The organism is Methylobacterium guangdongense (assembly GCF_038442355.1).
In the GTDB taxonomy this organism is placed as follows: Bacteria; Pseudomonadota; Alphaproteobacteria; order Rhizobiales; family Beijerinckiaceae; genus Methylobacterium; species Methylobacterium guangdongense.
In genome coordinates this window covers 245,099-271,654 of sequence record NZ_JBBXMX010000001.1, presented here as the reverse complement: position 1 = coordinate 271,654, position 26,556 = coordinate 245,099, and the positions used below count along the sequence as shown (strand labels likewise).

Here is a 26,556-nt window from a genome sequence, read left to right as displayed (position 1 = left end):
CCGTCCGGCCGCACTCACAGGATGAACCGACTCAGATCCGCGTTGGCCGCGAGATCCTCTACCCGCGACCGCACATAGGCGGCATCGATCGGCACGGTCTCGCCGGACCGGTCGGTAGCGGTGAAGGAGATCTCGTCGATCACCCGTTCCAGCACGGTCTGGAGCCGGCGGGCACCGATATTCTCCACCGAGGAATTCACCTCGACGGCGACCTTGGCCAGCGCATCCACCGCATCGTCCGAGAAGGTGAGGGTCACGCCCTCGGTCTCCATCAGCGCGACGGTCTGCTTGATCAGGCTCGCCTCCGTGGACGTGAGAATCTGGCGGAAATCGTCCACCGTCAGGGGCTGCAGCTCGACCCGGATCGGAAGGCGGCCCTGCAATTCCGGCAGGAGATCGGCGGGCTTCGAGACGTGGAAGGCACCCGAGGCGATGAACAGGATGTGGTCGGTCTTCACCGGCCCGTGCTTAGTGGTGACCGTAGTGCCCTCGATCAACGGCAGCAGATCGCGCTGCACGCCCTCGCGCGACACGTCGCCCGAGGAGCGACCCTCGCGGGCGCAGATCTTGTCGATCTCGTCGAGGAACACGATGCCGTTGTTCTCGACCTCGCGGATCGCGTCGCGGACCAGCGCCTCGTCGTCGACGAGCTTGTCGGATTCCTCGGCCATCAGGGGCGCGTAGGCGTCCCGCACGAGAACCCGGCGCGGCTTGCCGCGCTGGCCTCCGAGCGCCTTGCCCAGCATGTCGCCGATGTTGATCGCCCCCATGGAGGCCCCCGGCATGCCGGGAATCTCGAACATCGGCATCCCCGCCGGCGCGTTCGACACCAACTCCAGTTCGACTTCCTTGTCGTCGAGCTCGCTGTTGCGGAGCTTGCGGCGGAAGCTGTCGCGGGTGGATTGGCTCGCCGTCGGCCCGACCAGGGCGTCGAGGATCCGGTTCTCGGCGGCTGCCTCGGCCTTGGCGCGGACACCCTCGCGCTTGGTCTGCCGGGTCAGGCCGATCGCCACCTCGACGAGATCGCGCACGATCTGCTCGACATCGCGGCCGACATAGCCGACCTCGGTGAACTTGGTGGCCTCGATCTTGAGGAACGGTGCGTTGGCCAGTCGGGCGAGGCGCCGGGCGATCTCGGTCTTGCCGCAACCCGTGGGCCCGATCATCAGAATGTTCTTGGGCGCGACCTCCTCGCGGAGCGGGCCGGTGAGCTGCTGGCGCCGCCAGCGGTTGCGCAGCGCGATCGCGACGGCGCGCTTGGCGTCGTGCTGTCCGACGATGAAGCGATCGAGTTCGGACACGATCTCGCGCGGAGAGAACGTCGTCACCGCTGGTCCATCCCTGTTCCCGGCCGCGTTGCGTGGGCCCATGCCGGGAATGGGGTCCCGCGCGCCCCCGCGCAAGGGGCTGCGCGGGGGCGTATGGCCGCCTCAGTGTGCCGCGAGCGACGGTGCGGCCCCGGGCTTGTCGTGGGTTCCGAAGCGTTCCACCAGCGTCGCGCTGGCCGCGTTCAGCCCCATGACCTCGACGGTCCGGCCCCGCGCGCGGGCCTTCAGCACCACCCGGTCGAGGGCCGCCACGGCCGAGATGTCCCAGAAATGCGCCGCCGTCACGTCGATGACGAGGCGGTCGACGGGCTCGAGCAGGTCGATCGCCTCGGAGAAGGTGCCGGCGGAGGCGAAGAAGACCTGCCCGCTGACCCGGTAGGTCCGGGTCCGCCCGTCCGGCGACAGCTCCGAGGTGACCCGGCTGAGGCGTGAGACTTTTCCGGCGAAGAACACGCCCGACAGCAGCACGCCGACCAGGACGCCGATGGCGAGATCCTTGGTGGCCACGACCACCAGAACCGTCGCCAGCATCACCGCCGAGGAAGGCAGGGGGTTGGTGCGCAGCTGCGCCAGGGAGCGCCACGAAAAGGTGTTCAGCGAGACCATGATCATCACGGCGGTCAGCGCCGCCACCGGCACGACGGCGAGCAGGTCCTGCAGCGCCACCAGCAGCAGGAGCAGGAAGGCCCCGGCCACCAGGGTCGAGAGCCGGCCGCGGGCGCCCGAGGACACGTTGATGACCGACTGGCCGATCATCGCGCAGCCGCCCATGCCGCCGAACACGGCGGACGCCATGTTGGCGACGCCCTGGCCCAGGCACTCGCGGTTCTTGTCGCTGCCCGTATCGGTCAGGTCGTCGACGATCTGCGCGGTGAGCAGGCTCTCCAGCAGCCCGACCGCGGCAAGGGTCGCCGCGTAGGGCGCGATGATGCGCAATGTCTCGAACGTCAGGGGTACGTCCGGCAGGGCGAAGCTCGGCAGCGACGACGGCAGGGCGCCGAGATGCGAGACCGTGCGCACGTCGAGGTGGAACACGGCCGTGACCACGGTGAGCACGGCAATCGCCACCAGCGGCGAGGGGACGGCCTTCGTGATCCGCGGGAACCCGTAGATGATGACGAGGCCGAGCGCGATCAGCCCGTAGGTCGCCGGCGTGACGCCGGTGAGTTCCGGGAGCTGGGCCAGGAAGATCAGGATCGCCAGCGCGTTGACGAAACCGGTCATCACCGATTGCGACACGAACCGCATCAGCCGGCCGAGGCGCAGGAGCCCGGCCAGGATCTGGAAGACCCCCATCAGGATCGTGGCGGCGAAGAGGTACTGCACCCCGTGATCGCGCACGAGTTCGACCATCACCACGGCGGTGGCGGCGGTGGCGGCCGAGATCATCGCGGGGCGTCCGCCTACGAACGCGATGGTGCAGGCGATGACCACCGAGGCGTAGAGACCGACCTTGGGATCGACCCCGGCGATCACCGAGAAGCCGATCGCCTCCGGGATGAGGGCGAGGGCGACGACGACGCCCGACAGGGTGTCGCCGCGGAGATTGGAGAACCACGCGCCGCGAAGGCCGGTGGCTCCAAGGATAGTGCGTTGCATAGAATGATTGATCCGCACGAGGCGCACGTCCGCATCTCGGGCGGACGATCAGGACGACTCGGATGCGTGGTCCGGCGGATCGGCGGCCGGAAGAGCCACCCGGGCTTTCACCGGGTCCTTGCGAATGCCGTATCCCTACGGAACTCCGCGCTGCAACGCAACATCGCTTGCGTGCAGAGCCGGGCTCAGGCGGCCCGGACCTGCGCCACGAAGCCCGTCACCTCGCCGCCGAGCCCATTCGAGCGCCGGGCGATGTCGGCCGCGGCCTCCAGCACCTGCGCCGCGCTGACGCCGGTCTCGTGCGCCGCGCCGAGCACCAGCGCCATCGTCTCGGTGACCGACCGGGTGCCGCTGGCGGCCTCGGCGATGCTGCGGGCGATCTCCTGCGTGGCGACCTGCTGCTCCTCGACCGCGGCGGCCACGCCGAGGGCGATGCCGTGGACCTGCTCGATCGTGCCGCCGATCTCCTCGATCGCCGACACCGCCTCGTGGGTCGCGGCGCGCATGGCGGCGATCTGGCCGGCGATCTCTTCGGTGGCCTTGGCGGTCTGGGTCGCAAGATCCTTCACCTCGGTGGCCACCACCGCGAAGCCTCGACCGGCTTCACCGGCGCGCGCCGCCTCGATCGTGGCGTTCAGGGCCAGCAGGTTGGTCTGGCCGGCGATGGTCGAGATGAGCGACACCACCTGCCCGATCCCGTCGGCGCTGCGGGCCAGGGCCTGGACGCTGGAGCGGGTCCGCCGCGTCGCCTCGACGGCGCTCTCGGCCGCACTCGACGTCTGGGAGACCTGGACGCCGATCTCGCTCGCCGTGGCGGCGAGTTCCTCGGTCGCGGCCGCGACGGCATCGACGTTGTGCGAAGTCGTCTCGGCGGTGCGCGTCACGATCTGCGACTGGTTGCCGGTCCGCTCGGCATTGCCGGCCATCGCGGCGGCGGCCCGCTCCAGCCCGGTTGCCGCGCCGGCCAGATGCTGGACGAGACCCCCGATGCTGCCTTCGAATTGCCGGGCGAGGCCAGCCATCTCGCTCCGCTTGCGCGCCGCCGCATCGCCATCCAGGCGCTGATGTTCCTGACGCAGCGATTCCGCCTTCAGCAGCGTCTCGTTGAGGATCTGCGTGCTGGTCCAGATCGCGCCGATCTCGTCGCGGCGGGGTGCCATAGCGGGAAGCGCGTGATCGCCGCGCGACAGGCGCTCGATCGCCTCCGCGAGTGCGCGGAGCGGCCGGGCGATCTGACGCTGGCCGATGAACAGCCCCAGGGCGCAGCAGATCAGCGTGCCGGCGAGGGCAAGGCCGAGGAGGAGGAGCGCGCGCGCCTGGAACAGCGCCTGGGTCTCGCCCTTGATCGCCGCCATCTCGGTGCGCCCCTGGCTGACCAGGGCGTCGATGCTGGCCTGGAAGGCCCGGCGATTGTTCTGATTGGCCTCGTTGAAGCCGAGATCCGCGGCCGCGCGGGGGCTGACGGTCTCGCCAGCCTCGGCGAGGGCGGTCCGCAGGGAGCGGAACGCGTCGAAGTTGCGGGACATCGTGTCGAACAGCGGGCGCTCGGCTTCCGCCAGCTTCGGTGCCCACTCGGCGCGCAGGGCGTCCATGGCGGCCAGGCGCTTCCGGATGCCGGCGGCGTATTTCGCGGCCTCGGTACGGTCGGCGGAGGCGTAGACGCCCCGCGACTCCATCGTGACCTCGGCCGCGAGGCGATTGAAATTCGCCGCGTCGAGCGCACGGACGGAGGCGCTCTCGACGTTCGACAGGGCGGTCTCGAAGGTCTGCAGCGTCGCCACGCTGACGCCCGCCACCACCAGCGTCGTCAGGCTACAGGCGCCGACGAAGCCCAGGAGTTTGCCGCCGATTTGCATTGCAGTCCAACCCGTCAGGTTCGGTTGGATGCAAAATAACGTCGATTGCTCAAGAGGCCGTTAACCGAGCGCCGCCGAAGGCATCACGATTTGCCTGCTCTTATCGCTCCCAGAGGGCGAAATACTGCCCGACAGCGATCAGGCATCATCCAGCGCCTCGATGACCAGGTTGCCGTTCGTGTAGACACAGATCTCGGCTGCGATCGCCATGGCGCGGCGCACGATCGCCTCGGCGTCAAGGTCGCCGTCCTCCAGCGCCCGGGCGGCCGCCAGCGCGTAGTTGCCCCCCGAGCCGATCGCCATCACGCCGCTCGAGGGCTCCAGCACGTCGCCAGAGCCCGACAGGAGCAGGCTGACGTCGCGATCGGCCACCAGCATCATGGCTTCGAGCCGGCGCAGGTACCGGTCGGTCCGCCAATCCTTCGTGAGCTCCACGCAGGCGCGGGTCAGTTGCCCGGGATATTGTTCCAGCTTGGCTTCCAGCCGCTCGAACAGCGTGAAGGCGTCGGCCGTGGCGCCCGCGAACCCGCCGATCACCGCGCCCTTGGCGAGGCGCCGGACCTTGCGGGCATTGCCCTTGACGATGGTCTGGCCGAGGCTGACCTGCCCGTCGCCGCCCAGGACCACGCGGCCGCCCTTGCGGACCATCAGGATGGTGGTCGCGTGCATCTGGGGCACCGCGCCCCGGTCGTCGTACCTGAATGTGTCCTGGCTCAAGGGTCGGCTCCGATCTCGATCGCGTCGAGATGGGGAACGCGGCGGGCTACGTCCAGCGGGATCATGCCGGCCCGCCCGTCGATCCGGAGCGATCCGGCGCCTGTTACTCGGCGACCGCCTCGGGGGTCTGGACCGAACCCGCATCCGCCAGGATCGAGCGGGCCGCCGCCTCGGCCAGGAGGGCGTACCCGCTATCGGCCATGTGCAGGCCGTCGGAGGCGAACAGCTGCTTCGCCGTCAGCTTCCCCTGCTGCACCCAGCCGTGCATCAGGTCGGCGCGGCGGATCACCGGCACGTCGAGTTCCTCGCCGATGCCGCGCACGGCTTCGAGGAACCGCGAGGCGCCCGGCGTCGCCTCGAGCTTCGGGCACCATTGCGGTTCCATCAGCACCACATCGATGCCCGCGTCGCGGATCCGGCGGATCGCCGCCACCGTGGCCTCACGGAAATGCGCCACGGAGACGCCGCGCAGCGGATCGTTGCTGCCGGTCTGCCAGATGACGAGTTGCGGCTCGGCCTTGATCACGTCGCGGTCCAGGCGGGCCAGCATGTCGTCGACGTGCTCGCCGCCGATGCCGCGGTTGATCACCGCCACATCGATCCCGCGCAGCTGCCTGCGCAGGTCCACCTGAAGGCGCGCCGGATAGGCGTTGGCGGGGCTCGATGCGCCGATGCCCTCGGTGGACGACGAGCCGAAGGCCACGATCTTCAACGGGGCACCGATGGCGATCTGGCGGGCGACGTGCGGGAGATCCGGGCTTTCGCGCAGATCGATGCCGACGAGATCGAGCGAATCGGGCAACAGGTCCGCGTAAGCGAGAACGGCCGTGGGCAGCACGAGCAGGCCACAGAGCACACCGAGCCGGCGCATCAGACCGCGCGCAGGCCGTGCCGCAACCGGGGTCTTCGATGACTTGAACAGCCTGAATTTAGTCACGGGACCGCCAGCTCCGGCACGCGCAAGAGACGGATACATTCTGACACGGGGATTTGAAAAGGGCCGTTCGGCGAGTGGTGTTAAAGCGAGATGAATTCGTAACACAAAATTTACCGGCACCGCGCCCCCGCGGCGCCTGAGCCCCGAATCAGGATGCGCGCGCCGTCCGCGGCACGGACGATGCGTCTGGTGTCCGGCAGGTCTCCGAGAGGGCGGCGGAGACCGGGGTCGGACGTTCGGGCGTGGCGTCCGAGCGGGCTGCGAGCCGCATTGGACCGTCCCAGGGTCGACAGTGTGCGCATCGCGATCCTCACTCCGTCCACCGAACCCCGCGGAACGGTGAGCCATGCCCTGGGGCTCGGCGAGGCCCTGTGCGCGCTCGGCCACGAGGCCGTCGTCCACGCCCCCGACCCGACCGGCCGCGGATTCTTCCGCGATGCCGCCTGCCCGGTGGTCTCGGTCGCCGCCAAGCCCGTCCGCGGCAGCGAGGCGGCGCTCGCGGGTGCCCGGATCGCCGAATACCTGGCGCATTTCTCGATGCCGGCCGCCTGCGATTTCGACGTCTTCCACGCCCAGTGCAGCATCGGCGGCAACGCCCTGGCGACGCTGACGCGCCGTCGTCTCATCACGGGCTTCGTGCGCACGGTGCATCGCACCGAGGTCGTCGCGGATCCGCAGCTCGCCCGGTGGCAGGACCGGGCGATCGTCGATGCCGGGCGGCTGCTCTGCCTCAGTCAAACCTGGGCGGCGACGCTGGCGGCCGAATACGGCATGCAGGCTGCGGTGATCGGCAGCGGCGTCGACGGCACCGTGTACGGACCCGAGCCGGGGCCCGGCGACGCGGCCCTGCGCGGGCGCCTCGGGCTCGGAGGGGGGCCGGTCTTCCTGAGCGTCGGCGGCTTTGCGGGACGCAAGAACCTCCTCGCGATCATCGAGGCCTTCGCGGCTCTGCACCAGCGCATCCCAGACGCACAGCTCGTGGTCGCCGGGGAGGCAAGTCCCGCCGAACCGACTGGGTACGAGGCGCTCTGCTGCGCCGCCCTGGAACGCGCGGGCCTGTCGGTCGGTCCGGGCAAGCCGGTGATCCGCGCCGGGCCGGTCGCCCAAGCCGACATGCCGGGGCTCTACCGGCTCGCCGACACGCTGGTCGTCCCGTCCCGCGCCGAGGGTTACGGCCAGTGCGTGCTGGAGGCGATGGCCTGTGGCACGCCGGTGATCGTCTCGGCGCGACCGCCCTTCACCGAATACATCGCCCCGGGCGAGGCCCTGTGGGCGGATCCGGAGGATGTCGGCGGCCTGGGCGTTGCGATGCGCGACAGTCTGAAGCCGGCCCGCCGTGCGCGCCTGCGCAATGCGGGCCTCGACGTGGCCCGGGCCCACAGCTGGGCGGCCTGCGCGGCGCGGCATCTGCCGTTCTACACGGCCCTGCTGCAGGGACCCGATCCGGTCGCGCCGCCAGCCACCGGCGCGGCGGCCTGGAACATCACCCGGATGCCCTCCGATGCCTGAGATGCGCTTCCACATCCGCTGGCCGGACGGATCCCGCGAGGCCTGCTATTCACCCTCGCTCGTCATCAAGGACCACTTCGCCGTCGGGCAGGACTACCCGGTCGACGAGTTCGTCAGCCTCAGCCGCCTCGCCCTCGGCATCGCCAGCGATCGCGTCCGCACCCAGTTCGGCTTTCCGTGCGGGCGGGCCGAGGCGCAGCTCGCCCGGATCGAGGCGACCGCCCGCCGGCAGGACGCGGGAACCGTCCACGTCGAGGCCTTCGAGGAGTGATCGCACCGCGCCGGGACGAAAGCCGGCTTTCGCGGGTTGTCGGCACATCCGGGCCGGACGGCCCGCGAGCGAGGCCGAAGCGCGCCATGATCACCCGGATCGCCGCCACCCTCGTCCTCGCCGCCACGCCCGTCGGCGCGCAGACCCGGCCCTCCAGCACGGCGATGACCTGCCAGCAGACGATCCGCCTGATCCAGGCGCGCGGCGCGCTGGTGCTGGGCACCGGCGGCCCGACCTACGACCGGTTCGTGCGAGACCGCTCGTTCTGCGAGGCCACCGAGATCGCCAAGCGCGCCTTCCGCCCGACCCGGGACAACCCGAACTGCCTGATCGGCTACACCTGCTACGAGCCCGGAGCGGGAGACTGGCCGGGCGTGGATGATTAGTCGCTCGTCGCGCTGCCTGAGCCCGGTTCGAGGGCGACGATGATCCGGCGATCCCCGGCGCGCCGGGTGAAGCCCGTGGCGTCGAGATGTTCGAGCAGGGGAATCGAGAACTTGCGGGAGATCCCCAGCGTCGCCCCCGCCTCCCGGGCGAGGAAGCCGGTCTCCGGCGTCGCCGCATTCGGGAAGGCCTCGGTGAGGCGCGCCCGGGCACCCACGACGGCTTCCCGATGGAACAGGACGGCGCGGCGCTGCACCCGGTCCACCGCGCGGATCACCGTCCCAGCGCCGACCAGATAGGTCAGGGCTTCCCGCCGCCGCACGTCCCGCCCCACGGCCTCGCTCTCGTCGGGCGGGTTCAAGCCGGCGCGCCGGAAGATCTGTTCCAGCCGGCGGGCGGCCTCGCTCTCGTTGCGAGCGGGGTCGAAATCGGCCCGCCGCCACAGGGTGCCGGCCTGGCTCACCATCCCCGCCGCCGTGAGGGCGCGCAACGCCGTGCCGACGAGCGTATCCGGCAGCTTGAGCGACCGCGACAGGCGTTCCAGGGCGATCCCGTGCTCCATCGGGGAATCGCGGTGATGCTGCGCGAGCGCCGCCAGGATTCCGGTCTGCAGCGCCTCGAAGGCCGCACCGCCGATGAAGCGGTCGCCGACCTCGCGCGCGCCGGACCCACGCAGCATGGTCCGGGCGCGATCCGGCGCCGTGCCGGCGAGGCGGGCGAGTTCCGCGAGGAGTGCCCCGGTGGCACCGGCCTGCCCGAGGCGCACGGCGAGCGCCTGCTCCGGCTTCCCACCCGCCAGGGCGGCGAGATCGGCGAGGACACGCGGATCGTTGCGGCGGCGGCGACGGCTCGCCGGATCGAGGATGCGGCCGCCCGCAATCGTGGCGGCGGGCGAATCCAGCCGCAGCACGTAGGGTTCGCAGGCCGGAACGGCGACGGGTTCGGCCAGATGCAGCTGCGCCTGCGTGCTGGCGCCCGGCTCCAGGCTATCGCGGTCGAGCAGGCGCAGCCTCGCCTCCACCTCGGTCGTCCCGAACAACAGGCGGCAGCTCGTTCCGCTCGCGAGCGCTGCCTCGGCGCTCGCCGCCGCGGTGATCGACACGTCGAGCCACGCGCTCGGCGCGAGCAGCTCCGTCGGCGTCAGGGCCTGACCCCGGGTGATCTCATCGAGCCCGACGCCGCGCAGCGCGACCGCCGTGCGTCGCCCCGGCTCGGCCCGCTCGACCGGGCGCCCGTGAATCTGGAGGCCGCGCACCACCGCGCTCCGGCCGCCCGGCGCGATCTCGACCGTGTCGCCCACCGCGAGCGACCCGCGCCGCAGGGTGCCGGTCACCACCGTGCCGAATCCGGCCCGGGTGAAGACGCGGTCCACCGGAAGGTACGGGAAGCCGTCGTCGCGGGTGGAGTCCGCGTCCGTCAGCAGCCCGGCCAGCTCCGCCGCCAGCTCGGGCAGGCCCGTGCCGGCGACCGTGGAGGTCGCGATCACCGGACCCGCCTCCAGCCCGGCCCGGGCGGCCGCAGCCGCGATCTCGGCCGAACGCGCCGCGATCGTCTCGGGGCTGGCCAGATCGGATTTGGTGAGCGCCAGGACGCCGCGGCGCACGCCGATCAGCCGCGCGATCTCAAGGTGCTCGACGGTCTGCGGCTTGATGCCCTCCTGCGCGTCCACCGCCAGCAGGACGGCCCGCATGCCGGTCGCCCCCGACACCATGGCGCGCACGAAGCGCTCGTGGCCGGGCAGGTCCACGAGGTCGATCTCGCCACGCTCGGTCGGCAGGAGCGCGAAACCCGGCACGATCGAGACGCCGCGGGCCCGTTCCTCCTTGAGCCGGTCCGTCTCGATCCCGGTCAACGCGCGGACCAGCGCCGTCTTGCCGTGATCCACGTGCCCGATCACGCCCACGAGAAGTGTCTTCAGCACAGTCACCGACCTGACCATCTCCTGGGCGCTGCCGTCCCAGCAGCGCGCACCACGCGACTCGTCGGGAATCCCGCCGCGCTGACTCGTCGTCGAGCCAAGGGCCCCCGGACGGTCGGGGCCGGGGCATGCGCGGCAGATGGATTGTGGACAATTTGTTTTGCCATGCGTTTCCAATTTGGGAAAGCGCGATTTTCACGCAGTGCAACATGCCACGGGCGCACAGCGCACGCGCAAGCTTGGCAAAACCCCTCCGTGAAACAATAGATTTTGCTCGATCGGCACCGACAAAGTGCTTGGCCGGCGCGTGCGACCGCGACAGTTCGCTGCAACCCGCCGGGGGCCCTACACCGTTGGGTCAGCGTGGTCACGAAGAGGAGAGCATGAGCGAGAGCACACGCAACGCCGAGGCGCCGCGCGAGGTCGAGCTGAAGCTGGTCTGCGCGGGGTCCGATCTCACGGCGCTGGCCGCCCATCCCCGCCTTCAGGGTGCCGTGGAGATCCAGCCCGAGCCCCTGGTCACCACGTATTACGACACGCCGAAGCGCGACCTGCGGGCCGCCGGCCTGACGTTGCGGGTGCGTGCCAAGGGCGGGCGCCACATCCAGACCGTCAAGGCGGGCGCAGGCGATGTCGGGCTGTTCGATCGGGCCGAGTGGGAGACCGAGATCGCCGGCGAGACCCCCGATCCGGCCGCCTGGGCGGGAACGGCGGCCGAGGCGGTCCTGCGCGACGCCGACGCGCCGGTCGAGAAACTGTTCGCGACGCTCGTCACGCGCCGGGAATTCCCGGTCCAGCAGGGTGAGTCGCGAATCCTCGTCACGCTCGATGAAGGCCGCGTCGAGAGCCCGGCCGGGGATACCCCGCTCTGCGAGGTCGAGCTGGAGCTTCAGGCGGGTGAGCCCGCCGACCTGTTCCAGCTGGCGCAGGCCCTGGCCGAGACGGTCCCCCTGCGTCTGGGCGTGCACAGCAAGAGCGCGGTCGGCTTTGCGCTGATCGATGGGAACGGGCGATCCGCCGTGAAGGCGGAGGCGATCGACCTGCCGGCGGATGCGAGCGCCGGCACGGTGTTCCGGCAGGTGGCCCGCGCCTGCCTGCGCCACATGCGGCTCAACGAGACCGTGTTCCTGGAAGCCGGGCAGCCGCCCGAGGCCCTTCACCAGATCCGCGTGGCCCTGCGGCGGCTGCGTTCGGCGCTGTCCCTGTTCGCCCCGATGCTCGACGGTGATCCCCGGGCAATGGGCTTCGCCGACGAGATCAAGCGCGTGACCGAACCCTTCGGTCATGCCCGCAACCTCGACGTGTTCCTCGGGGACACCCTACCGAATCTGGCCAAGAACCGCCCGGACGATGCCGGCCTCGACGGGCTCCGCGAGCGTGCCGAGGTCGAGCGGGAGCGCGCCTACGACGTGGTCCTGACGACCCTGCAGAGCCCGCAATGGCGCAGCCTGATCATCGATCTTGCCGGATGGGTCGAGACGGGCGCCTGGGCCGCGCAGCCGGCCGCCGCCGAGACCGGACGCGCCTTCGCGGCCGGCGTGCTCGACCAGGCGCGCTTGCGGCTCAAGAAGCGCGGCCGCGGCCTCAAGCACCTCGATCCGCATACCCGGCACCGGGCGCGGATCGCAGCCAAGAAGCTGCGCTACGGCGCGGAGTTCTTCTCGGGCCTCTACCACAAGAAGAAAGCGCGGCGCCGTCAGGAGAAGTTCGGCGACGCCCTGTCGGATCTTCAGGATCACCTCGGGGTGCTCAACGACCTTGAGACGGCCCGCTCGATGTCGGAGAGTCTCTCGGGGCCGCCGATGCCCGGTGCGGACGATCCGAGCGTGCTGGACCTCCTGAAGGCCGCCGCCGATGCCCGGTCGGACCTCCTCGACGTGAAGCCCTTCTGGCGGTGAGAAACAGGGCGGCGGCGGTTGTGATGCGCGGGTCCGGACCGCCTTATCCCCCACGGGGCTATGGGCGGCTGGAATGTGCGGGCTCTACGACCGCGCCCGAAGATCCCGTCTCCCCGCGTGCGGGGAGCGGAGGCGACGACGGCGCGACGGTGAGGAGGCAATCCCGAAAGAAATTCGTCCTGTATCGCCCCCTCATCCTCGGCTGCCGACTCGATGCGATGGCGGCAGGGTCGCCGCATCCCGCTTCCCGCAAGCGGGGCGAGGGAGAACGCGGCCATTGCGGGCAGAGGGGTGTGGGCTGTTGAACGTCTCTGACCCCGTACGCCGGCGGCCAGCGAGTTCGGGTCGGAACCAGCGCGGCAGGTCGGGCCCGTCGGCGGCCGAGACCGCCGCCGGCACGAAGGTCGGGCCTGGGGGGCACCCGAACATCGTTCCGGCGGCGTGACGACGGCGACGGTTCCTGCTGGGGGGACTCGGGTCCGCCACCGGTCGACCGCACGTGAGCGCGGCTGGTGATCATATGCGCACGGCCATGTTGCCGAAGCGTGTCTGCACCGGCGACGATCCGTAGAAGTTGCAATATTCCGTCGCATCAGATCGGGCACAGTGTCGGGTTTCTTCCGCGCCAGCGTCTGCTATCCCTCCCGCGTTCCCGCACCGGGCCCCGGCATGACCTCATGAGCCTTCGCGATCTCCTCGGCCAAGTGAGCCGGACCGTCACGGCCTATGTCGGCGACAAGGCCCTCATGCTCGCCGCGGTCTCGGCGGCGGCCAACGTCATCGTGGCCGACGGCGAGGTGGCCGGCCAGGAATTCGACGCCGCCCTCCACGGCCTCAGCGCCGATCCGGTGCTGATGAAAGGCTACGATGCGCTGATGCTCGAAACCGAGCTCTACGAGGGCATCGCCCGGGCGCGGACCCGCCTCGGCCGGGCGGAAAATCTGCGCCATGTCGCGGGGATCGTCGAGCGGCCCGCCAACCAGCGCGAAAACGTCTTCCTGATCGCAGCCGACGTCGCCGATCAGGACGGGATTAGCAACATCGAGGCGAGTGCGCTCGGCGAGATCGCCGCCGCCCTGCAGGTCGACGGCGTCGGGCTCCTGCGGGCCAACCCGGTGCGGCGTCCCCCGGCCTGACTGGCATCGACGTTGCTGAACCGGCCCGCCCGGCGCAGAACGGCGGGCGGATCGATGATGGACACGTGACACGGCGCTCCGCCGTGAGAGGAACCGGCATGGCCGACACGAGCCTGAGCAAGACCCACAACCTCCGTGCGGACGGTGCGCGACTCTGGTCCACCATCCTGGAGACGGCCGCGTTCGGCGGCACGCCGGCCGGCGGCATCAATCGCCTGACGCTCTCGGCCGAGGATGGCCGCGTGCGCGACTGGTTCCGGGACGCCTGCACGGCGGCGGGGCTCGAGGTCTCCGTAGATGCGCTCGGCACGCAATACGCCCTGCGGCCGGGCCGCGACATGGGCCGGAAGCCGATTGCCTTCGGGTCGCATCTCGACACGCAGCCGACGGGCGGCAAGTTCGACGGTGTGCTGGGCGTGCTGGCCGGTCTCGAAGTGATCCGCAGCCTCGACGATGCCGGCATCGAGACCGAGGCGCCGCTGCTGGTGGTCAACTGGACCAACGAGGAAGGCTCCCGCTTCGCCCCCGCCATGATGGCCTCGGCCGCCTATGCCGGTGAGTTCACCACGGACGAGATCCTGATGAAGCGCGACGCCGCCGGCACCACGGTGGCGGAGGCCCTCGACGCCATCGGCTATCGCGGGGTCGAAGCCGTCGGCACGCGGGAGATCGGCGCCTTCGTCGAGCTGCACATCGAGCAGGGGCCGATCCTGGAGGCCGAGGGCAAGACCATCGGCGTGGTCGAGGGCGGCCAGGGGATCATTTGGTTCGACGGCGTGATCACCGGCTTCGAGAGCCATGCCGGCACGACCCCGATGCCGCGGCGCCGCGACGCGCTGCTGGCCCTGTCCGAGTTCGCGCTGGCGGCCGAGCGCATCGCCCTGGCGCATGCCCCCTCGGCGGTGGCGACGATCGGCGAGGCCGCGATCCTGGCCCCCTCCCGCAACGTCGTGCCCGGGCGCGTCGCCTTCACCGTCGACGTGCGCGATCCCCGCTCGGCCACCCTCGACGCCATGGAGGCCGCGCTGCAGGAGGCGGCCGCCGAGATCGCCGGGCGCCGCCGCCTGGAGATCCAGCTCAACCGGATCTGGCGCAAGGAGCCGATCCCGTTCGACCCCGCCATCGTGGCGGCGATCGACGCGGCAGCCGAGGGCCTCGGCCATCCCCGGCGCCGGATCATCTCGGGGGCGGGTCACGATGCCTGCAACCTCGCCGCCAAGGTGCCGGCCGCGATGATCTTCGTGCCGTGCAAGGACGGGGTGAGCCACAACGAGTCCGAATCCGCCACCCAGTCCGACTGCGCGGCCGGCGCCGACGTGCTGCTGCAGACGGTGCTGCGCCTCGCCAACGCGCCCCGTGCGGACGCGCCTGCCGCATGATGGGGCGGCCCGGCGATGTCCCCTGGTGTAAGGCCGCGGAAAATCCGGTAAGGGCCGCGCCATGAGCGCGCGATCCTCCCGCGACGCCCGGGGCCGGCCGCTCGTCGCGGTCACCGGCCTCGGCGTCGTTTCATCCCTCGGCCAGGGCCAGACCGAGACCTGGGCGGCCATGACCGAGGGGCGGTCGGGCATTCACGCCATTGCGCGGTTCCCCACCGACGGCCTGCGCACGCGCATCGCCGGCACGGTGGATTTCCTCGACACCGAGCCCCTGGTGGCACCACTCCTGTCCGAGCGCTTCGCCGCCGTGGCGGCCGAGGAGGCGATCGCCCAGGCCGGAATCGGCACGGCGGGCGATTTCCCGGGGGCCCTGTTCATCGCCGTGCCGCCGGTCGAGATGGAGTGGCCGCAGCGGCAGGCCCTCGCGCAGGCCGCGGGCGGCGACGGGCCGGTCGATTATGCCGGGCTGCTCCGGGCCGCCGCGACCCGGCGGTTCGATGCCTGGCACGACCTGTTCATCTTCGGCACCGTGGCCGACCGCATCGCCGACCGCTTCGGCACGAAGGGCTCGCCGATCTCGCTCTCCACCGCCTGCTCGTCGGGCGCCACCGCGATTCAGCTCGGCGTCGAGGCGATCCGGCGGGGCGAGACCGCGGCGACGCTGTGCATCGGCACGGACGGCTCCGTGAACCCGGAATCGCTGATCCGCTTCTCGCTGCTCTCGGCGCTCTCGACCCGCAACGACGCGCCGGAGGCGGCCTCGAAACCCTTTTCCAAGGACCGGGACGGCTTCGTGATGGGCGAGGGCGCCGCCGCCCTGGTGCTGGAAGACGCCGAATCCGCACGGGCCCGGGGCGCCACGATCCTCGGCTACGTGCTCGGCTGCGGCGAGAAGGGCGATGGCTTCCACCGCACCCGCTCCAGCCCCGACGGGGCGCCGGTCATCGCGGCGATCCGGGCGAGCCTGGAGGATGCCGGGCTGGAACCCGACGGGATCGACACGGTCAACGCCCACGGCACCTCGACGCCCGAGAACGACAAGATGGAGGCTCTGGGCCTCGGCGCCGTGTTCGGCGACCGCGCCGCCGCCCTGCCGGTGACCTCCAACAAGTCGATGATCGGCCACACCCTCACTGCGGCTGGCGCCATCGAGGCGGCGGTGTCGCTGCTCACCATCCGCCACGGCCGTATCCCCCCGACCATCAACCACCGCGTGCCGGATCCGACGATCACCCTCGACATCGTCGAGACGGCCCGCGATCTGCCGGTGCGCACGGTGCTGTCGAACTCCTTCGGCTTCGGCGGCCAGAATACGTGCCTCGTCTTCGGCGCGGAGCCGGCGTGAGCGTCCCTCCGCCCCCTCGCCGCGTCCTCGTCACCGGCGGCGCCTCCGGTATCGGCGCGGCGATCGTCCGGGCCCTGGCCGGCGCGGGCTTCGCGGTGGATTTCACCTATCGATCCTCGGCCGAGGCCGCCGAGACGCTGCGCGCGGAACTCGGCGCGGCGCATCCGGACCGCAGCTTCGCGGCCCATGCCCTCGACCTCGCCGACCGGGCGGCGCTCGATGCGTTCTGCGAGGCCGCGGAGGAGGGGGATTATTACGGCCTCGTCCACAATGCCGGCCAATCGAGCGACGCGCTCGCCGCCATGCTCGACCAGGATCGGGCCGAGGCCGCTATGCAGGTCAACTTCTTCTCGCTGACCCGCCTCGCCAAGGCGCTGGTCCGGCCGATGACCCGGGCCCGCGCCGGCCGCATCGTGGCGATCGGGTCGGTCGCCGCCCTGCGCGGCAATGCCGGAAACGCCGCCTACGCCGCCACCAAGGGGGCGCTGATCGCCTATTGCCGCACGCTGGCGATCGAGACCGCCAAGCGCGGCGTCACCGTGAACGTGATCGCCCCGGGCTTCGTCGACACCGCCATGATGGCCCGCTACGCCGCCTACCGGGACGGCATGGAGCGGCAGATCCCCGCCGGGCGGTTCGCGCGGCCCGAAGATGTCGCGGCGCTCGCGGCCTTCCTGATGGGCGAGGGGGCGTCCTACATCACCGGGTCGGTGCTGCCGGTCGACGGCGGCCTGACCGCCATGATGGGCGTCCACCGGGCCTGACCCGCGATGCCGAACCGGACGATCCCGCCGATGCGCGCCAGCCTCGCCCTCACCGCCGTCTTCTCCGTCTCAACGATGCTCGCCGCCGGGCGGGCCTGGGCCGAGGCGGAAGTCTACCGGGTCACGGGCCTGCCCCCGGGGGAGGCCCTGAGCATCCGCGTGGAGCCGGACGCCGCCGCCGAGCAGATCGGCGAGATCCGCGTCCGCGCCCTGGTGTTCGGCTGCACCAACGACACGCCGAGCCGCACGACCTGGTGCCGGGTCAAGGCGGGCCGGACCTTGGGCTGGGCGCGACGGCGGTATCTGGCGCCGGAGTAGTTCACCGCTCGCGCGGGGTCGAGACGCCGTCGAAAGCGATGATGACAACAGCCATGTTGATCTGGGGAAGGACGGCGCGTAGCTCTCGATAGGAGGTGCAGCGATGGCGACCCTGATCCTGCGCGACGACGTTCTTCGGGCGCGGCATGTCGAGGACGATCCGGATCTCGCGCGGGTCATCCGCGCGCTGCCCCCGAATCAGCCCATTGTTCTTCGGGTCGAGGGCAAACCCCTCCGCTTCCGCAAGATCGTCGACACAGCCACGGGCCAGCCGACCGACAGCGTCCGGCCCGAGCCCGCCGATGCGGAGATCTGGCATGACTTGCAGTCCCGCCGCGGTTCGATGATTACCGTCGAGCCTGAGCGGCCGATGCCTGATCCTTATCTGCTGTCTCTGAGCGCGACTCTGACGGAGTGGAACAGCTCGGACGATGCCGCAGCTTACGACGGCCTATGAACGCTTCGACGTCCTGACGGCGCTCTTCCCTTTTATCGACGTTCCCGTCCGCAAGCCGCGGCCCGTCATGGTGCTCTCGAACGGCGCCTTCAACACAGCGAATGGGCATGTCGTGACCGCGATGATCACCACGGGCGCCAGCAGCCGCTGGCCGAGCGACCACCCGATTTCCGGTCTGGCTGCGGCCGGCCTGAAACATCCGTCGGTCGTTCGCTGCACGCTGTTCACGCTCCCGAACACGCAGATCGGCCGCCGGATCGGACATCTCGCCGCGGAGGATCGTGCGCAGCTCGCGGTCCATTTCGAAGCGATCCTGCACGCCTGATGAATTTCGCGGCGCCGCCGGGTCGGTGTGCGCCAGCGACGGAAAGACGATGATGGTACAAGCCCTCCAGCTCTTCGGCGACCGCGACCTGCGCCTGACCGAGATCGCGCCCGCGCCCGCCCCCGGGCCGGGCGAGGTCCGGATCCGCATCCGTGCCGTCGGCCTCAACTTCATCGATGTCTGGGGCTTTCGCGGCATGGCCTTCGCCAAGCGCAGGCTGCCCCTCGTGGTCGGTGCGGAAGCCGCAGGCGCGATCGAGGCGGTCGGGGAGGGCGTCGCGGATCTTAGCCCCGGCGACCGGGTCGTGCCTTACGGGGCGATGACCTGCGGCCGGTGCCGCGCCTGCCGCGAGGGGCGGGACAATCTCTGCGAGGACGTGTCGGGCGTGATGGGCTTCCACCTCGACGGCTTCGCCCGGGAACTGGTGACGCTGCCGGCGCGCCTCGTCGTCAAGGTGCCCAACGGGGTGAGCGACACGGATGCCGCCTGCGCGGGCATCGCCTTCGGCACCGTCCAGCACATGCTGTTCGACAACGCCCGTCTGGAGCCCGGCGAGAGTGTCCTGGTCCACGCCGGCGGCTCGGGGATCGGTACCGCGGCGATCCGCATGGCCAAGGCGATCGGCTGCACCGTCTACACGACGGTCGGCGACGACGAGAAGGGTCGCCGGGCCGCCGAACTCGGCGCCGATCACGTCATCAACTACCGGACCGAGCGGTTCGAGGGTGAGGTCCGGCGTCTGACCAAGCGCAAGGGCGTCGACGTGGTGTTCGAGCATGTCGGCGCCGACACGTGGAACGGCTCGCTGCTCTGCCTCAAGCGGGGCGGGCGTCTGGTTACGTGCGGCTCGACCTCCGGCGTCTCGGCGACCATGAACCTGATGCAGCTGTTCCAGCAGCAATACCGAATCACCGGATCGTTCGGCTGCTCGCTCGCCAATATCCGCCAGGCCCTCGACAAGATGGCGGCCGGCATCCGGCCGGTGGTGGATACCGTCTACCCGCTCGCCGACTTCGCGCAGGGGCTCGAGCGCCTGGAATCGCGAAAGGTCTTCGGCAAGATCCTCGTCGGTCTGTAGCGCGTCCGGCCCCGAACGTTTCGCGCTGCGGCGAACATGGCGTAAACGGGGCCTCGCGGGGACGTGGGGGCGGACCCGGATTCTGTCTGGGAACTCGAAGTGCTGCGTCTCGCCCTCGTTCTGAAACGGTCCTGGCCGCGCCTCGCGGGCTACGCCATGATCCCGCTGATCCGCGCCCTGGTCTGGCTGGCCCGCCTCCTCGGGCCGGCGCGCTCGGCTGCCGTCGGTGCCGGGATGCTGCGCCGGATCGGCCCGCTTCTGCCGGCCCACCGCACCGCCCTGGCGAACCTGCGGGCGGCCTTCCCGGATTGGCCGGCGGCAGAGCATCGGCGGATCGCCCTGGAGGCGTGGGACAATCTCGGCCGCGTCGGGGCCGAATATGCCCATCTCGACATCCTGTTCGACTACGATCCCGAGGCGACGGGCCCGCTGCGGACCGAGGTCGCCGGCATCGAGCACTTTTTCGCCCTCCGCGACGACGGCGAGCCCGGGCTGATCTTCTCGGCGCATCTCGCCAATTGGGAATTGCCGGCGATCTGCGCCGCCCGGTTCGGCCTGGACGCGACCGCCGTGTTCCGACCGCCCAACAACCCGGCGGCCGCGCGCCTCGTGCAGGAGGTCCGCCGCCGCTCCATGGGGGGGCTGGCAGCCTCGACGCCGGGCGCCGTGTTCGCCATGCGCGACGTGGTGGAACAGGGCGGCCATCTCGGCCAGCTGATCGACCAGCACTTCACCCGCGGCGTCGTGGTGCAGTTCCTCGGCCGGCCCTGCCTGGCCAATCCCCTGCTCGCCAAGCTCGTCCGGCACTACGAATGCCCGGTCCACGGCGTCCGGGTCGTCCGGCTGCCGGAGGGCCGCTTCAAGCTCGACCTGACGCCACCGCTCGACCTGCCGCGGGCCGCGGACGGGACCATCGACGTGCCGGGCGCCATGCAGGCGATGACCGCTGTGGTCGAGGCCTGGGTGCGGGAGAATCCGGGGCAATGGCTGTGGATGCATCGGCGATGGCGGCCGGACATGCTGCCCCATGCCCGAAAAGGGACGGCCTCGCCCGCGACACCAGTACATCCGTCTCAAGCCAACGTGATTTCCCAGACGGCGGACCACACGCTCTGATAGTCCCATGAAGCCTTGGCATTGCGCCTGGATCCGCGACCGCCGCGCGCTGTGCGCGGCCGTGCTGCTCGGCTCGGCCGTGGCTGGCTCCACGGCACGGGCCGAGCCGGTTCGGGCGGTCGTGGAGCTGTTCACCAGCCAGGGCTGCGGCGCCTGCCGCACGGCCGAGCCCGTCCTGCGGGACCTCTCGCGACAACCCGGCGTGGTCGCCCTGACCCTGCCGGTGACCTACTGGGACTATCTCGGGTGGAAGGACACGTTGGCATCGCGTCCGCTGACCGAGCGCCAGCGCGGTTACGCCCGGAGCCGCGGCGGCCGGCAGGTCTTCACGCCGCAGGCGGTGGTGGATGGCAGCGGGGTGGCCGTCGGCTCGGACATTACCGCCCTCGACCGGCTGATGCGCGATTCCAGTCAGCGCGGCGGTTTGCCGATCGCTGTTCGAAGCGAGGCGCGCGGCGACCGGATCTATGTCGAGATCGGCGCCGCGCCCGAGGCCAAGGCCGAGATGCGTGGCGAGGTCTGGCTGGTGCCCGTGCTGCGCCGCCGGGCGGTGGCGATCCAGGCCGGCGAGAACGGCGGACGCAGCGTAACCTACGTCAACGTGGTGCGGGGGTTGCAGCACCTCGGCCATTGGAACGGGCAGGCGCTCACCCTCGACGTACCCGACACGCAGGCCGAGATCGCCGACGCGGACAGCTGGGTCGTCCTGCTGCAGGGCGGCGGCGAGAACCGGCCCGGCCACATCTTCGGAGCCGCGAAGGGACCGGGTCTGTAGAACGTCCTCGGACGAATCGGCTGTCGGTCCGGCGCGCGCGAGCGCTTCACGACCGGGGTGCCCGGCAGCCCGAGGCTCCCGGGCCTCGTGTCCTCAGTTCAGGCTGATCGGGTCGATCTGTCGCCGGCCCTCCCTCTGGTGCCGGGCGCGCGATTCCCGCGCAAGTTCGGCGAGCTTCGCGTCGAACCGATCAGACAGGCGGCCGACGAGGCCGATCGATCCATCGATGACGCGGCTGACGAGCGCGACCGTGCCGATCACAGCCCCGACGATGAGGCGCTCGATGGCGTGCAGGATCCGGCGAACGAAGTGCATGGGTGGACGTCTCGGGGTTTGCGGCGCGGGAAGCACCTTCGTCCACGCGAATTAGTGTCGTCGGATGCCCGCGGGATGGGACGAAAAGCGGCGCTGCCCCGTCGGCATCGCGCGGAACCAAAGTCGCACCGTGTCCGCTCGGTCGGTCCCGGCTCGGTACGGTCCTTGCGAACCGCACGGGCAGCCCGCCCGTTGCCTGCGGTACGGCGGCGCTCGCGCGCTGCCTCCCTGATCGAGTGTCGGCCATGCGGCGACGCCACCTCCTGTCCGGTCTGCTCGCCGCGCTCTCGCTCGCGGGACACCGCGCCAGGGCGGCCGACCTTCAGGACGTCGACGTCCTCCTCGTGCTCGCCGTCGACGTGTCGCTCAGCATCAGCGAGACACGCTTCGATCTCGAACGCCGTGGCTATGCCGAGGCCTTCACCGATCCCCGGGTGCTGCGTGCCATCGGCGACGGGCCGGCCGGCCGCATCGGCGTCGCCCTGTTCGATTGGGCCGGCCCTGGGGAGCAGAGCGTCGCGGTCGACTGGATGATCATCGGCTCCGCGCAGGATGCCGCCCTCTTCGCAGCGCGGCTCGCCGCCGTGCCCCGCCCGTTCTACGGACGGACCGCGATCGGCTCCGCCCTCGGTTTCGCGGCCGATCTTCTGGCACGGGCGCCGTTCCGGACCGAGCGGACGGTGATCGATATCTCGGGCGACGGCACCGGCAATGCCGGCCGCTCCATCACCGACGCCCGGGACGCGGCCGTCTCGGCCGGCATCACCATCAACGGCATCGTCGTCCTCACCGACCCTGACGGCATGCCGAGCTTCCTGAAGGAGCACACCAACCCGCCCGGCGGGCTCGCGGCCTATTATCGGGAGCACGTCATCGGCGGCGAGGGGGCATTCGTGATGAGCGCCGAGAGTTTTGAGGCGTTCGGGCGCGCCATCGTCGCCAAGCTGATTCGCGAGATTTCGTGACGCGTCCGCCGTCGGCGTCACCCGGATCGCTCGCCTGGCACGTTTACGGGCGCTAGGTTCATCCCGCACGCGCTCGTTGAGGCGCGGCCAGGGAGGAGTCGGAATGCGGATCTCGGCCGACGGGCTGTCCGCCTATGTGCGGGACATCTTCGTGCGTGAGGGCTGCGACGCGGCGGAGGGCGAGCGGATCGGCCGCTTCCTCGTGGCGGCCAACCTGACCGGTCACGACAGCCACGGCGTCGTCAGGGTCCCCCGCTATGTCGAGTGGCTGCGCACCGGCGAGGTCGAGGCGGGCCGCACCCCCGAGATCGTCACCGATGCGCCGTGCTTCGCCCTGGTCGATGCCCAGTACGGGTTCGGACAGACCGCGGGTCCCTTCGCGGTCGATCTCGGGATCGCCAAGGCGCGGGCGAACGGCGTGGCGATCGTCGCCCTCCGGCATGCCGGGCATATCGGGCGGATCGGCGAATGGTCCGAGCGCGCCGCCGCCGCCGGGCTGGTCTCGGTTCATTTCGTCAATGTGGCGGGCAGCCTGCTGGTGGCGCCCTTCGGCTCCGTCGAGCGGCGCTTCTCCACCGCGCCATTCTCGGCCGGTTTTCCCGTGCCGGATTCGGACCCGATCATTTTGGATTTTGCCACTTCGCTGGTGGCCGAGGGCAAGGTGCTCGTCGCCTCCCGGGGCGGCAAGCCGTTGCCGGAGGGCGCGCTGATCGAGCCCGATGGCCGCCTCAGCGCGGATCCGGCGACTTTGTTCGGCCCCCTGGAGGGGGGCGAGCGCGACAATCAGCGCGGCGCGGGGGCGATCCGCGCCTTCGGCGAGCACAAGGGCTCGGGGCTGGCGCTGATGTGCGAGCTGCTCGCTGGCGCGCTCACCGGATCCGGAACGGCGGGGCCGGGCAAGCGCCGAATCTGCAACGGCATGCTGTCGATCTACGTGACGCCGGCGGCGCTCGGGACCGAGGACGTGCTGGCATCGGAGGCGCGGACCTATCTCGATTTCTTCAAGAGCGCCCGCCCGATGCCGGGTGCCGAGGTGCTGCTGCCCGGCGAGCCGGAGCGGCGCATGCGCGCCCAGCGCCTCGCGGAGGGCGTCCCGCTGCCCGAGCCGGTCTGGGAGACGCTGCTCGCCGCCGGACGGCCGCACGGGCTCGACGGGGAGGCCTACCGCGCCTGATCGCGCGGCGGACGACGTCTTTTGCGGTGACCTCCGGCCAGAATGGGGGCGCCGCGCCATGCGGGGACGCCATCCCCGCGTTTCGGGAGGAACACGATGCCTCGCTTGCGCTGGCTCATGATCGGCCTCTGCATGGCCGCCAACGCCATCAACTACATCGATCGCGCCAATCTCGCGGTCGCCGCCCCCTCCATGTCGAAGGAACTGGGGCTCAACGCCACCGATATGGGGCTGATCCTGTCGGGCTTCTTCTGGACCTACGCGATCATGCAATTGCCCTTCGGCTACGTGGCCGACCGGGTGGGCGCGCGGCTGTCGCTGGTCGTGGCGGTGGTCTGGTGGTCGGCCTGCACGGCGCTGACCGCGGCGGGGCGGGGCTTCCTGTCGCTGCTGGGCCTGCGCATGCTGCTCGGCGTCGGCGAGGCCGGCGCCTACCCGTCCTTCGCCAAGGTCGCGGCCTCGTGGTTCCCGCGCAGCGAGCGGAGCTTCGCCAGCAGTATCTTCGACAGCGGTTCGCGGGTCGGCTCGGCACTTGCGATCCCGCTGGTCTCCTGGGTGATCGCGACCCTGGGCTGGCGCGAATCCTTCATCATCACCGGCGTGCTCGGCTTCGTCTGGGCGGTGTTCTGGATGTGGCTCTATCGCGAGCCCGAGAATCACCCCGCCGTCTCGGCTGAGGAACTCGCGCGCCTGCGCGCCGCGCAGGAGCGGCCGAAATCCGTCGACGCCGCCGAGGCGCAGGAACAGGTGCCGTGGCTGTCCCTGTTCCGCTACCGCACGGTCTGGGGGATGATGGCCGGGTTCTTCTGCCTGAATTTCGTGATCTACTTCTTCATCACGTGGTTCCCGACCTACCTCGTGAAGGCGCGGGGCTTCTCGCTCGCCGAACTCGGCACGCTGGGCAGCCTGCCGGCGCTGGCCTCGATCCCCGCGGGCTGGCTCGGCGGCTTCGCCTCCGACGCGCTCTACCGCCGGGGCTGGAGCCTCACCGCCGCCCGCAAGACCTGCCTCGTCGGCGGCATGCTGATGTCGTCGGTGATCACGCTCTCGATCATCGCGCCCAACGTCTACGTGGCCCTGCTGTGCTTCGCGGTGGCCTATGGCAGCCTCGCCTTCACGGCGGCCTCGATCTGGGCGCTGCCCGGGGACGTTGCGCCGACGCCGGCCCACGTGGCCTCGATCGGCGGCATCCAGAATTTCGCCTCAAACGTCGCCGGCATCGTGACCACGACCTTCACCGGCGTGATGCTGACCGTCACGCAGGGCTCCTTCGTCATCCCGTTGATCGTAGCCGGCGGGTTCTGCCTGCTCGGTGCCTTCATCTACCTGTTCGTGGTCGGCGAGATCGCGCCGCTGCCGGTCCGGGAGACCCGCGCCCCGGCGCTGCGGCCCGAGGCGGCCCGATGAGCGACACGACACATCGCCAGGAGACAGCCATGTCCGCCTACCCCGTCATCACCCTGCGGCCGGACGACGGCGTCGTCGTCGCCCGGGGCGCCATCGAGCCCGGTACGCCGGTTGCCGAGGGCGTCACCGCCGCCGAGCGGATCCCGGCCGGCCACAAGGTCGCGGTGCGCCCGCACCGGAGCGGCGAGGCGGTGACGAAATACGGCCAGATCGTCGGCTTCGCGAAGGAGGACATCGCCGCCGGGCGGCACGTCCACGTCCACAATCTCGGGATGGGCGAGTTCGCCCGGGACTACGCCTTCGGGATCGACGCGAAGCCGACCCGGCTCGTCACGACGCCCGCGACCTTCCAGGGCATCCGCCGTCCGGACGGGCGGGTGGCGACCCGCAACTATGTCGGCATCCTCACCTCGGTGAATTGCAGCGCCCACGTCGCCGACCTGATCGCCGACGCGTTCCGCCGCCATCCGATCCTCGGGCTCGATCCGCTGGCCGCCTATCCCAATGTCGACGGCGTGGTGGCGCTCACCCACAAGACTGGCTGCGGCATGGCGATGGGCGAGCCGCTGCGGCTCCTGCGCCGGACGCTCGCGGGCTACGCCCGGCACGTCAACTTCTCGCACATCGTGATGATCGGCCTCGGCTGCGAGGTGAACCAGATCGGCGCCTTCCTGGAGGAGCAGGGGCTCGGCGACCGGATCCGCAGCATGAACATCCAGAGCCTCGGCGGCACCCGCAAGACCGTGGAGGCCGGCATCGACTTCGTGAAGGGGATCCTGGACGAGGCGAACGTCGTCCGCCGCGAGCCGGTGCCGGCGAGTGAGCTGATCGTCGCCCTGCAATGCGGCGGGTCGGACGGCTATTCCGGCGTCTCGGCCAACCCGGCGCTCGGGATCGCCAGCGACCTCGTGGTGCAGAACGGCGGCACGGTGATCCTGTCGGAGACGACCGAGACCTACGGCGCCGAGCACCTGTTCACCCGCCGCGCCGTCAGCCCGGAGGTGGGCCAGAAGCTCGTCGATCTGATGCGCTGGTGGGAGGAATACACCCGCAAGGAGGGCTCGGAGATCGACGCCAACCCGTCGCCCGGCAACAAGGCCGGCGGCCTGACCACGATCCTGGAGAAGTCCCTCGGCGCCATGGCGAAGGCCGGGAGCACCAACTTGGTCGACGTGCTGCGCTACGCCGACCCGGTGACTGCCAAGGGGTTCGTGTTCATGGACACGCCCGGCTACGACCCGGTCTCGGCGACCGGGCAGGTGGCGGGGGGCGCGAATCTCGTGTGCTTCACCACCGGCCGCGGCAGCGTGTTCGGCTGCAAGCCGGCGCCCTCGATCAAGATCGCCACCAACTCGGCCATGTTCCGGCGGCTCGAAGAGGATATGGACGTCAATTGCGGCACCATCCTCGACGGAGAAGAGACCGTCGAGCAGGCTGGGCGGCGGATCTTCGAGCTGATCCTGAAGGTCGCGAGCGGCGAGCGCACGAAGAGCGAGCAGTTCGATTTCGGATCGTCGGAATTCGCGCCCTGGCAGATCGGCGCGACGGTGTGAGGCGCAGCGCAGTTCACGACAGGGCTCAGTCG

General features: G+C 70.7%; 25 protein-coding genes and 1 other annotated feature. Of the genes, 18 read left to right on the top strand and 7 right to left on the bottom strand.

The window, feature by feature from the left end; genetic code table 11:
- Positions 1 to 14: 14 nt before the first annotated feature.
- The 5 genes from hslU to AAHG09_RS01315 form a co-directional block, all read right to left on the bottom strand.
- On the bottom strand, positions 15 to 1,328 hold the full coding sequence (gene hslU / locus AAHG09_RS01335) for an ATP-dependent protease ATPase subunit HslU (RefSeq protein ID WP_342104790.1): 1,314 nt from the start codon (positions 1,326 to 1,328) through the stop codon (positions 15 to 17).
- A gap of 102 nt (positions 1,329 to 1,430) precedes the next feature.
- Complete coding sequence (locus AAHG09_RS01330; RefSeq protein WP_342104788.1) at positions 1,431 to 2,927, bottom strand: SulP family inorganic anion transporter; 1,497 nt, start codon at positions 2,925 to 2,927, stop codon at positions 1,431 to 1,433.
- A 65-nt stretch (positions 2,928 to 2,992) separates the two neighbouring features.
- Positions 2,993 to 3,048 (bottom strand) — a sequence feature (sul1 is cis-regulatory element that is thought to sense ions involved in sulfur or methionine metabolism; They are found in Alphaproteobacteria).
- Positions 3,049 to 3,112: 64 nt separating this feature from the next.
- Positions 3,113 to 4,783 (bottom strand): methyl-accepting chemotaxis protein, encoded by a 1,671-nt coding sequence (locus AAHG09_RS01325; RefSeq protein ID WP_342104786.1) that lies wholly within the window; start codon positions 4,781 to 4,783, stop codon positions 3,113 to 3,115.
- A gap of 138 nt (positions 4,784 to 4,921) precedes the next feature.
- The gene (gene hslV / locus AAHG09_RS01320; protein ID WP_342105450.1) at positions 4,922 to 5,452 is read right to left on the bottom strand and encodes an ATP-dependent protease subunit HslV; all 531 of its coding nucleotides are present in this window, start codon (positions 5,450 to 5,452) and stop codon (positions 4,922 to 4,924) included.
- A gap of 151 nt (positions 5,453 to 5,603) precedes the next feature.
- Positions 5,604 to 6,371, bottom strand: coding sequence for an SGNH/GDSL hydrolase family protein (locus AAHG09_RS01315; RefSeq protein ID WP_342104783.1), 768 nt, complete (start codon positions 6,369 to 6,371; stop codon positions 5,604 to 5,606).
- 360 nt (positions 6,372 to 6,731) lie between these two features.
- On the opposite strand from AAHG09_RS01315, the gene AAHG09_RS01310 reads away from it, so the two are divergent.
- From AAHG09_RS01310 to AAHG09_RS01300, 3 genes are all read left to right on the top strand, one after another.
- Positions 6,732 to 7,946: an MSMEG_0565 family glycosyltransferase gene (locus tag AAHG09_RS01310; RefSeq protein WP_342104781.1), complete on the top strand. Its 1,215-nt coding sequence runs from the start codon at positions 6,732 to 6,734 to the stop codon at positions 7,944 to 7,946.
- A complete protein-coding gene (locus AAHG09_RS01305; protein WP_342104780.1) occupies positions 7,939 to 8,217 on the top strand; it encodes an MSMEG_0570 family nitrogen starvation response protein in 279 nt (92 codons plus the stop codon). Before AAHG09_RS01310 ends, AAHG09_RS01305 begins: the two co-directional genes overlap by 8 nt.
- An 86-nt stretch (positions 8,218 to 8,303) precedes the next feature.
- Positions 8,304 to 8,603, top strand: coding sequence for a hypothetical protein (locus AAHG09_RS01300; protein ID WP_342104778.1), 300 nt, complete (start codon positions 8,304 to 8,306; stop codon positions 8,601 to 8,603).
- On the opposite strand, the gene selB is transcribed toward AAHG09_RS01300, so the two are convergent.
- Positions 8,600 to 10,540: a selenocysteine-specific translation elongation factor gene (gene selB, locus AAHG09_RS01295; protein WP_342104776.1), complete on the bottom strand. Its 1,941-nt coding sequence runs from the start codon at positions 10,538 to 10,540 to the stop codon at positions 8,600 to 8,602. The two genes, AAHG09_RS01300 and selB, sit on opposite strands and share 4 nt — an antisense overlap.
- A 362-nt stretch (positions 10,541 to 10,902) precedes the next feature.
- Between selB and AAHG09_RS01290 the strand changes: the two genes are divergently transcribed.
- From AAHG09_RS01290 to AAHG09_RS01240, 11 genes are all read left to right on the top strand, one after another.
- A complete protein-coding gene (locus tag AAHG09_RS01290) occupies positions 10,903 to 12,417 on the top strand; it encodes a CYTH and CHAD domain-containing protein (protein ID WP_342104774.1) in 1,515 nt (504 codons plus the stop codon).
- A 677-nt stretch (positions 12,418 to 13,094) separates the two neighbouring features.
- Positions 13,095 to 13,553, top strand: a complete 459-nt coding sequence (locus AAHG09_RS01285; RefSeq protein WP_342104771.1) for a tellurite resistance TerB family protein — start codon at positions 13,095 to 13,097, stop codon at positions 13,551 to 13,553.
- Between the two features lie 98 nt (positions 13,554 to 13,651).
- Positions 13,652 to 14,932 (top strand): Zn-dependent hydrolase, encoded by a 1,281-nt coding sequence (locus AAHG09_RS01280; protein WP_342104768.1) that lies wholly within the window; start codon positions 13,652 to 13,654, stop codon positions 14,930 to 14,932.
- Between the two features lie 61 nt (positions 14,933 to 14,993).
- A complete protein-coding gene (locus AAHG09_RS01275) occupies positions 14,994 to 16,277 on the top strand; it encodes a beta-ketoacyl-ACP synthase (protein ID WP_342104766.1) in 1,284 nt (427 codons plus the stop codon).
- Complete coding sequence (locus AAHG09_RS01270) at positions 16,274 to 17,041, top strand: SDR family oxidoreductase (protein ID WP_342104764.1); 768 nt, start codon at positions 16,274 to 16,276, stop codon at positions 17,039 to 17,041. Before AAHG09_RS01275 ends, AAHG09_RS01270 begins: the two co-directional genes overlap by 4 nt.
- Before the next feature lie 30 nt (positions 17,042 to 17,071).
- Positions 17,072 to 17,359 carry an SH3 domain-containing protein gene (locus tag AAHG09_RS01265; RefSeq protein WP_342104762.1) on the top strand — a complete coding sequence of 96 codons (288 nt, stop codon included), beginning with the start codon at positions 17,072 to 17,074 and terminating at the stop codon, positions 17,357 to 17,359.
- A 103-nt stretch (positions 17,360 to 17,462) separates the two neighbouring features.
- Entirely contained in the window at positions 17,463 to 17,816 is a 354-nt protein-coding gene (locus tag AAHG09_RS01260) for a hypothetical protein (protein WP_342104760.1), read from the top strand.
- The gene (locus tag AAHG09_RS01255) at positions 17,791 to 18,141 is read left to right on the top strand and encodes a type II toxin-antitoxin system PemK/MazF family toxin (protein WP_342104759.1); all 351 of its coding nucleotides are present in this window, start codon (positions 17,791 to 17,793) and stop codon (positions 18,139 to 18,141) included. Before AAHG09_RS01260 ends, AAHG09_RS01255 begins: the two co-directional genes overlap by 26 nt.
- A gap of 52 nt (positions 18,142 to 18,193) precedes the next feature.
- Positions 18,194 to 19,219, top strand: a complete 1,026-nt coding sequence (locus tag AAHG09_RS01250; RefSeq protein ID WP_342105449.1) for a zinc-binding dehydrogenase — start codon at positions 18,194 to 18,196, stop codon at positions 19,217 to 19,219.
- Between the two features lie 99 nt (positions 19,220 to 19,318).
- The gene (locus tag AAHG09_RS01245) at positions 19,319 to 20,335 is read left to right on the top strand and encodes a lipid A biosynthesis lauroyl acyltransferase (protein ID WP_342104757.1); all 1,017 of its coding nucleotides are present in this window, start codon (positions 19,319 to 19,321) and stop codon (positions 20,333 to 20,335) included.
- A gap of 7 nt (positions 20,336 to 20,342) precedes the next feature.
- Entirely contained in the window at positions 20,343 to 21,110 is a 768-nt protein-coding gene (locus AAHG09_RS01240; RefSeq protein ID WP_342104755.1) for a DUF1223 domain-containing protein, read from the top strand.
- 93 nt (positions 21,111 to 21,203) lie between these two features.
- Here the strand turns inward: AAHG09_RS01240 and AAHG09_RS01235 are convergent, their stop codons facing one another.
- Positions 21,204 to 21,425, bottom strand: a complete 222-nt coding sequence (locus tag AAHG09_RS01235; protein WP_342104753.1) for a hypothetical protein — start codon at positions 21,423 to 21,425, stop codon at positions 21,204 to 21,206.
- Positions 21,426 to 21,670: 245 nt separating this feature from the next.
- Between AAHG09_RS01235 and AAHG09_RS01230 the strand changes: the two genes are divergently transcribed.
- From AAHG09_RS01230 to AAHG09_RS01215, 4 genes are all read left to right on the top strand, one after another.
- Positions 21,671 to 22,390, top strand: a complete 720-nt coding sequence (locus AAHG09_RS01230) for a DUF1194 domain-containing protein (RefSeq protein WP_342104751.1) — start codon at positions 21,671 to 21,673, stop codon at positions 22,388 to 22,390.
- 103 nt (positions 22,391 to 22,493) lie between these two features.
- Positions 22,494 to 23,564, top strand: a complete 1,071-nt coding sequence (locus tag AAHG09_RS01225; protein WP_342104749.1) for a malate/lactate/ureidoglycolate dehydrogenase — start codon at positions 22,494 to 22,496, stop codon at positions 23,562 to 23,564.
- 96 nt (positions 23,565 to 23,660) lie between these two features.
- Positions 23,661 to 24,971, top strand: coding sequence for an MFS transporter (locus tag AAHG09_RS01220; RefSeq protein WP_342104747.1), 1,311 nt, complete (start codon positions 23,661 to 23,663; stop codon positions 24,969 to 24,971).
- A gap of 29 nt (positions 24,972 to 25,000) precedes the next feature.
- Positions 25,001 to 26,524, top strand: a complete 1,524-nt coding sequence (locus AAHG09_RS01215; RefSeq protein WP_342104744.1) for a UxaA family hydrolase — start codon at positions 25,001 to 25,003, stop codon at positions 26,522 to 26,524.
- The last annotated feature ends 32 nt before the right edge of the window (positions 26,525 to 26,556 follow it).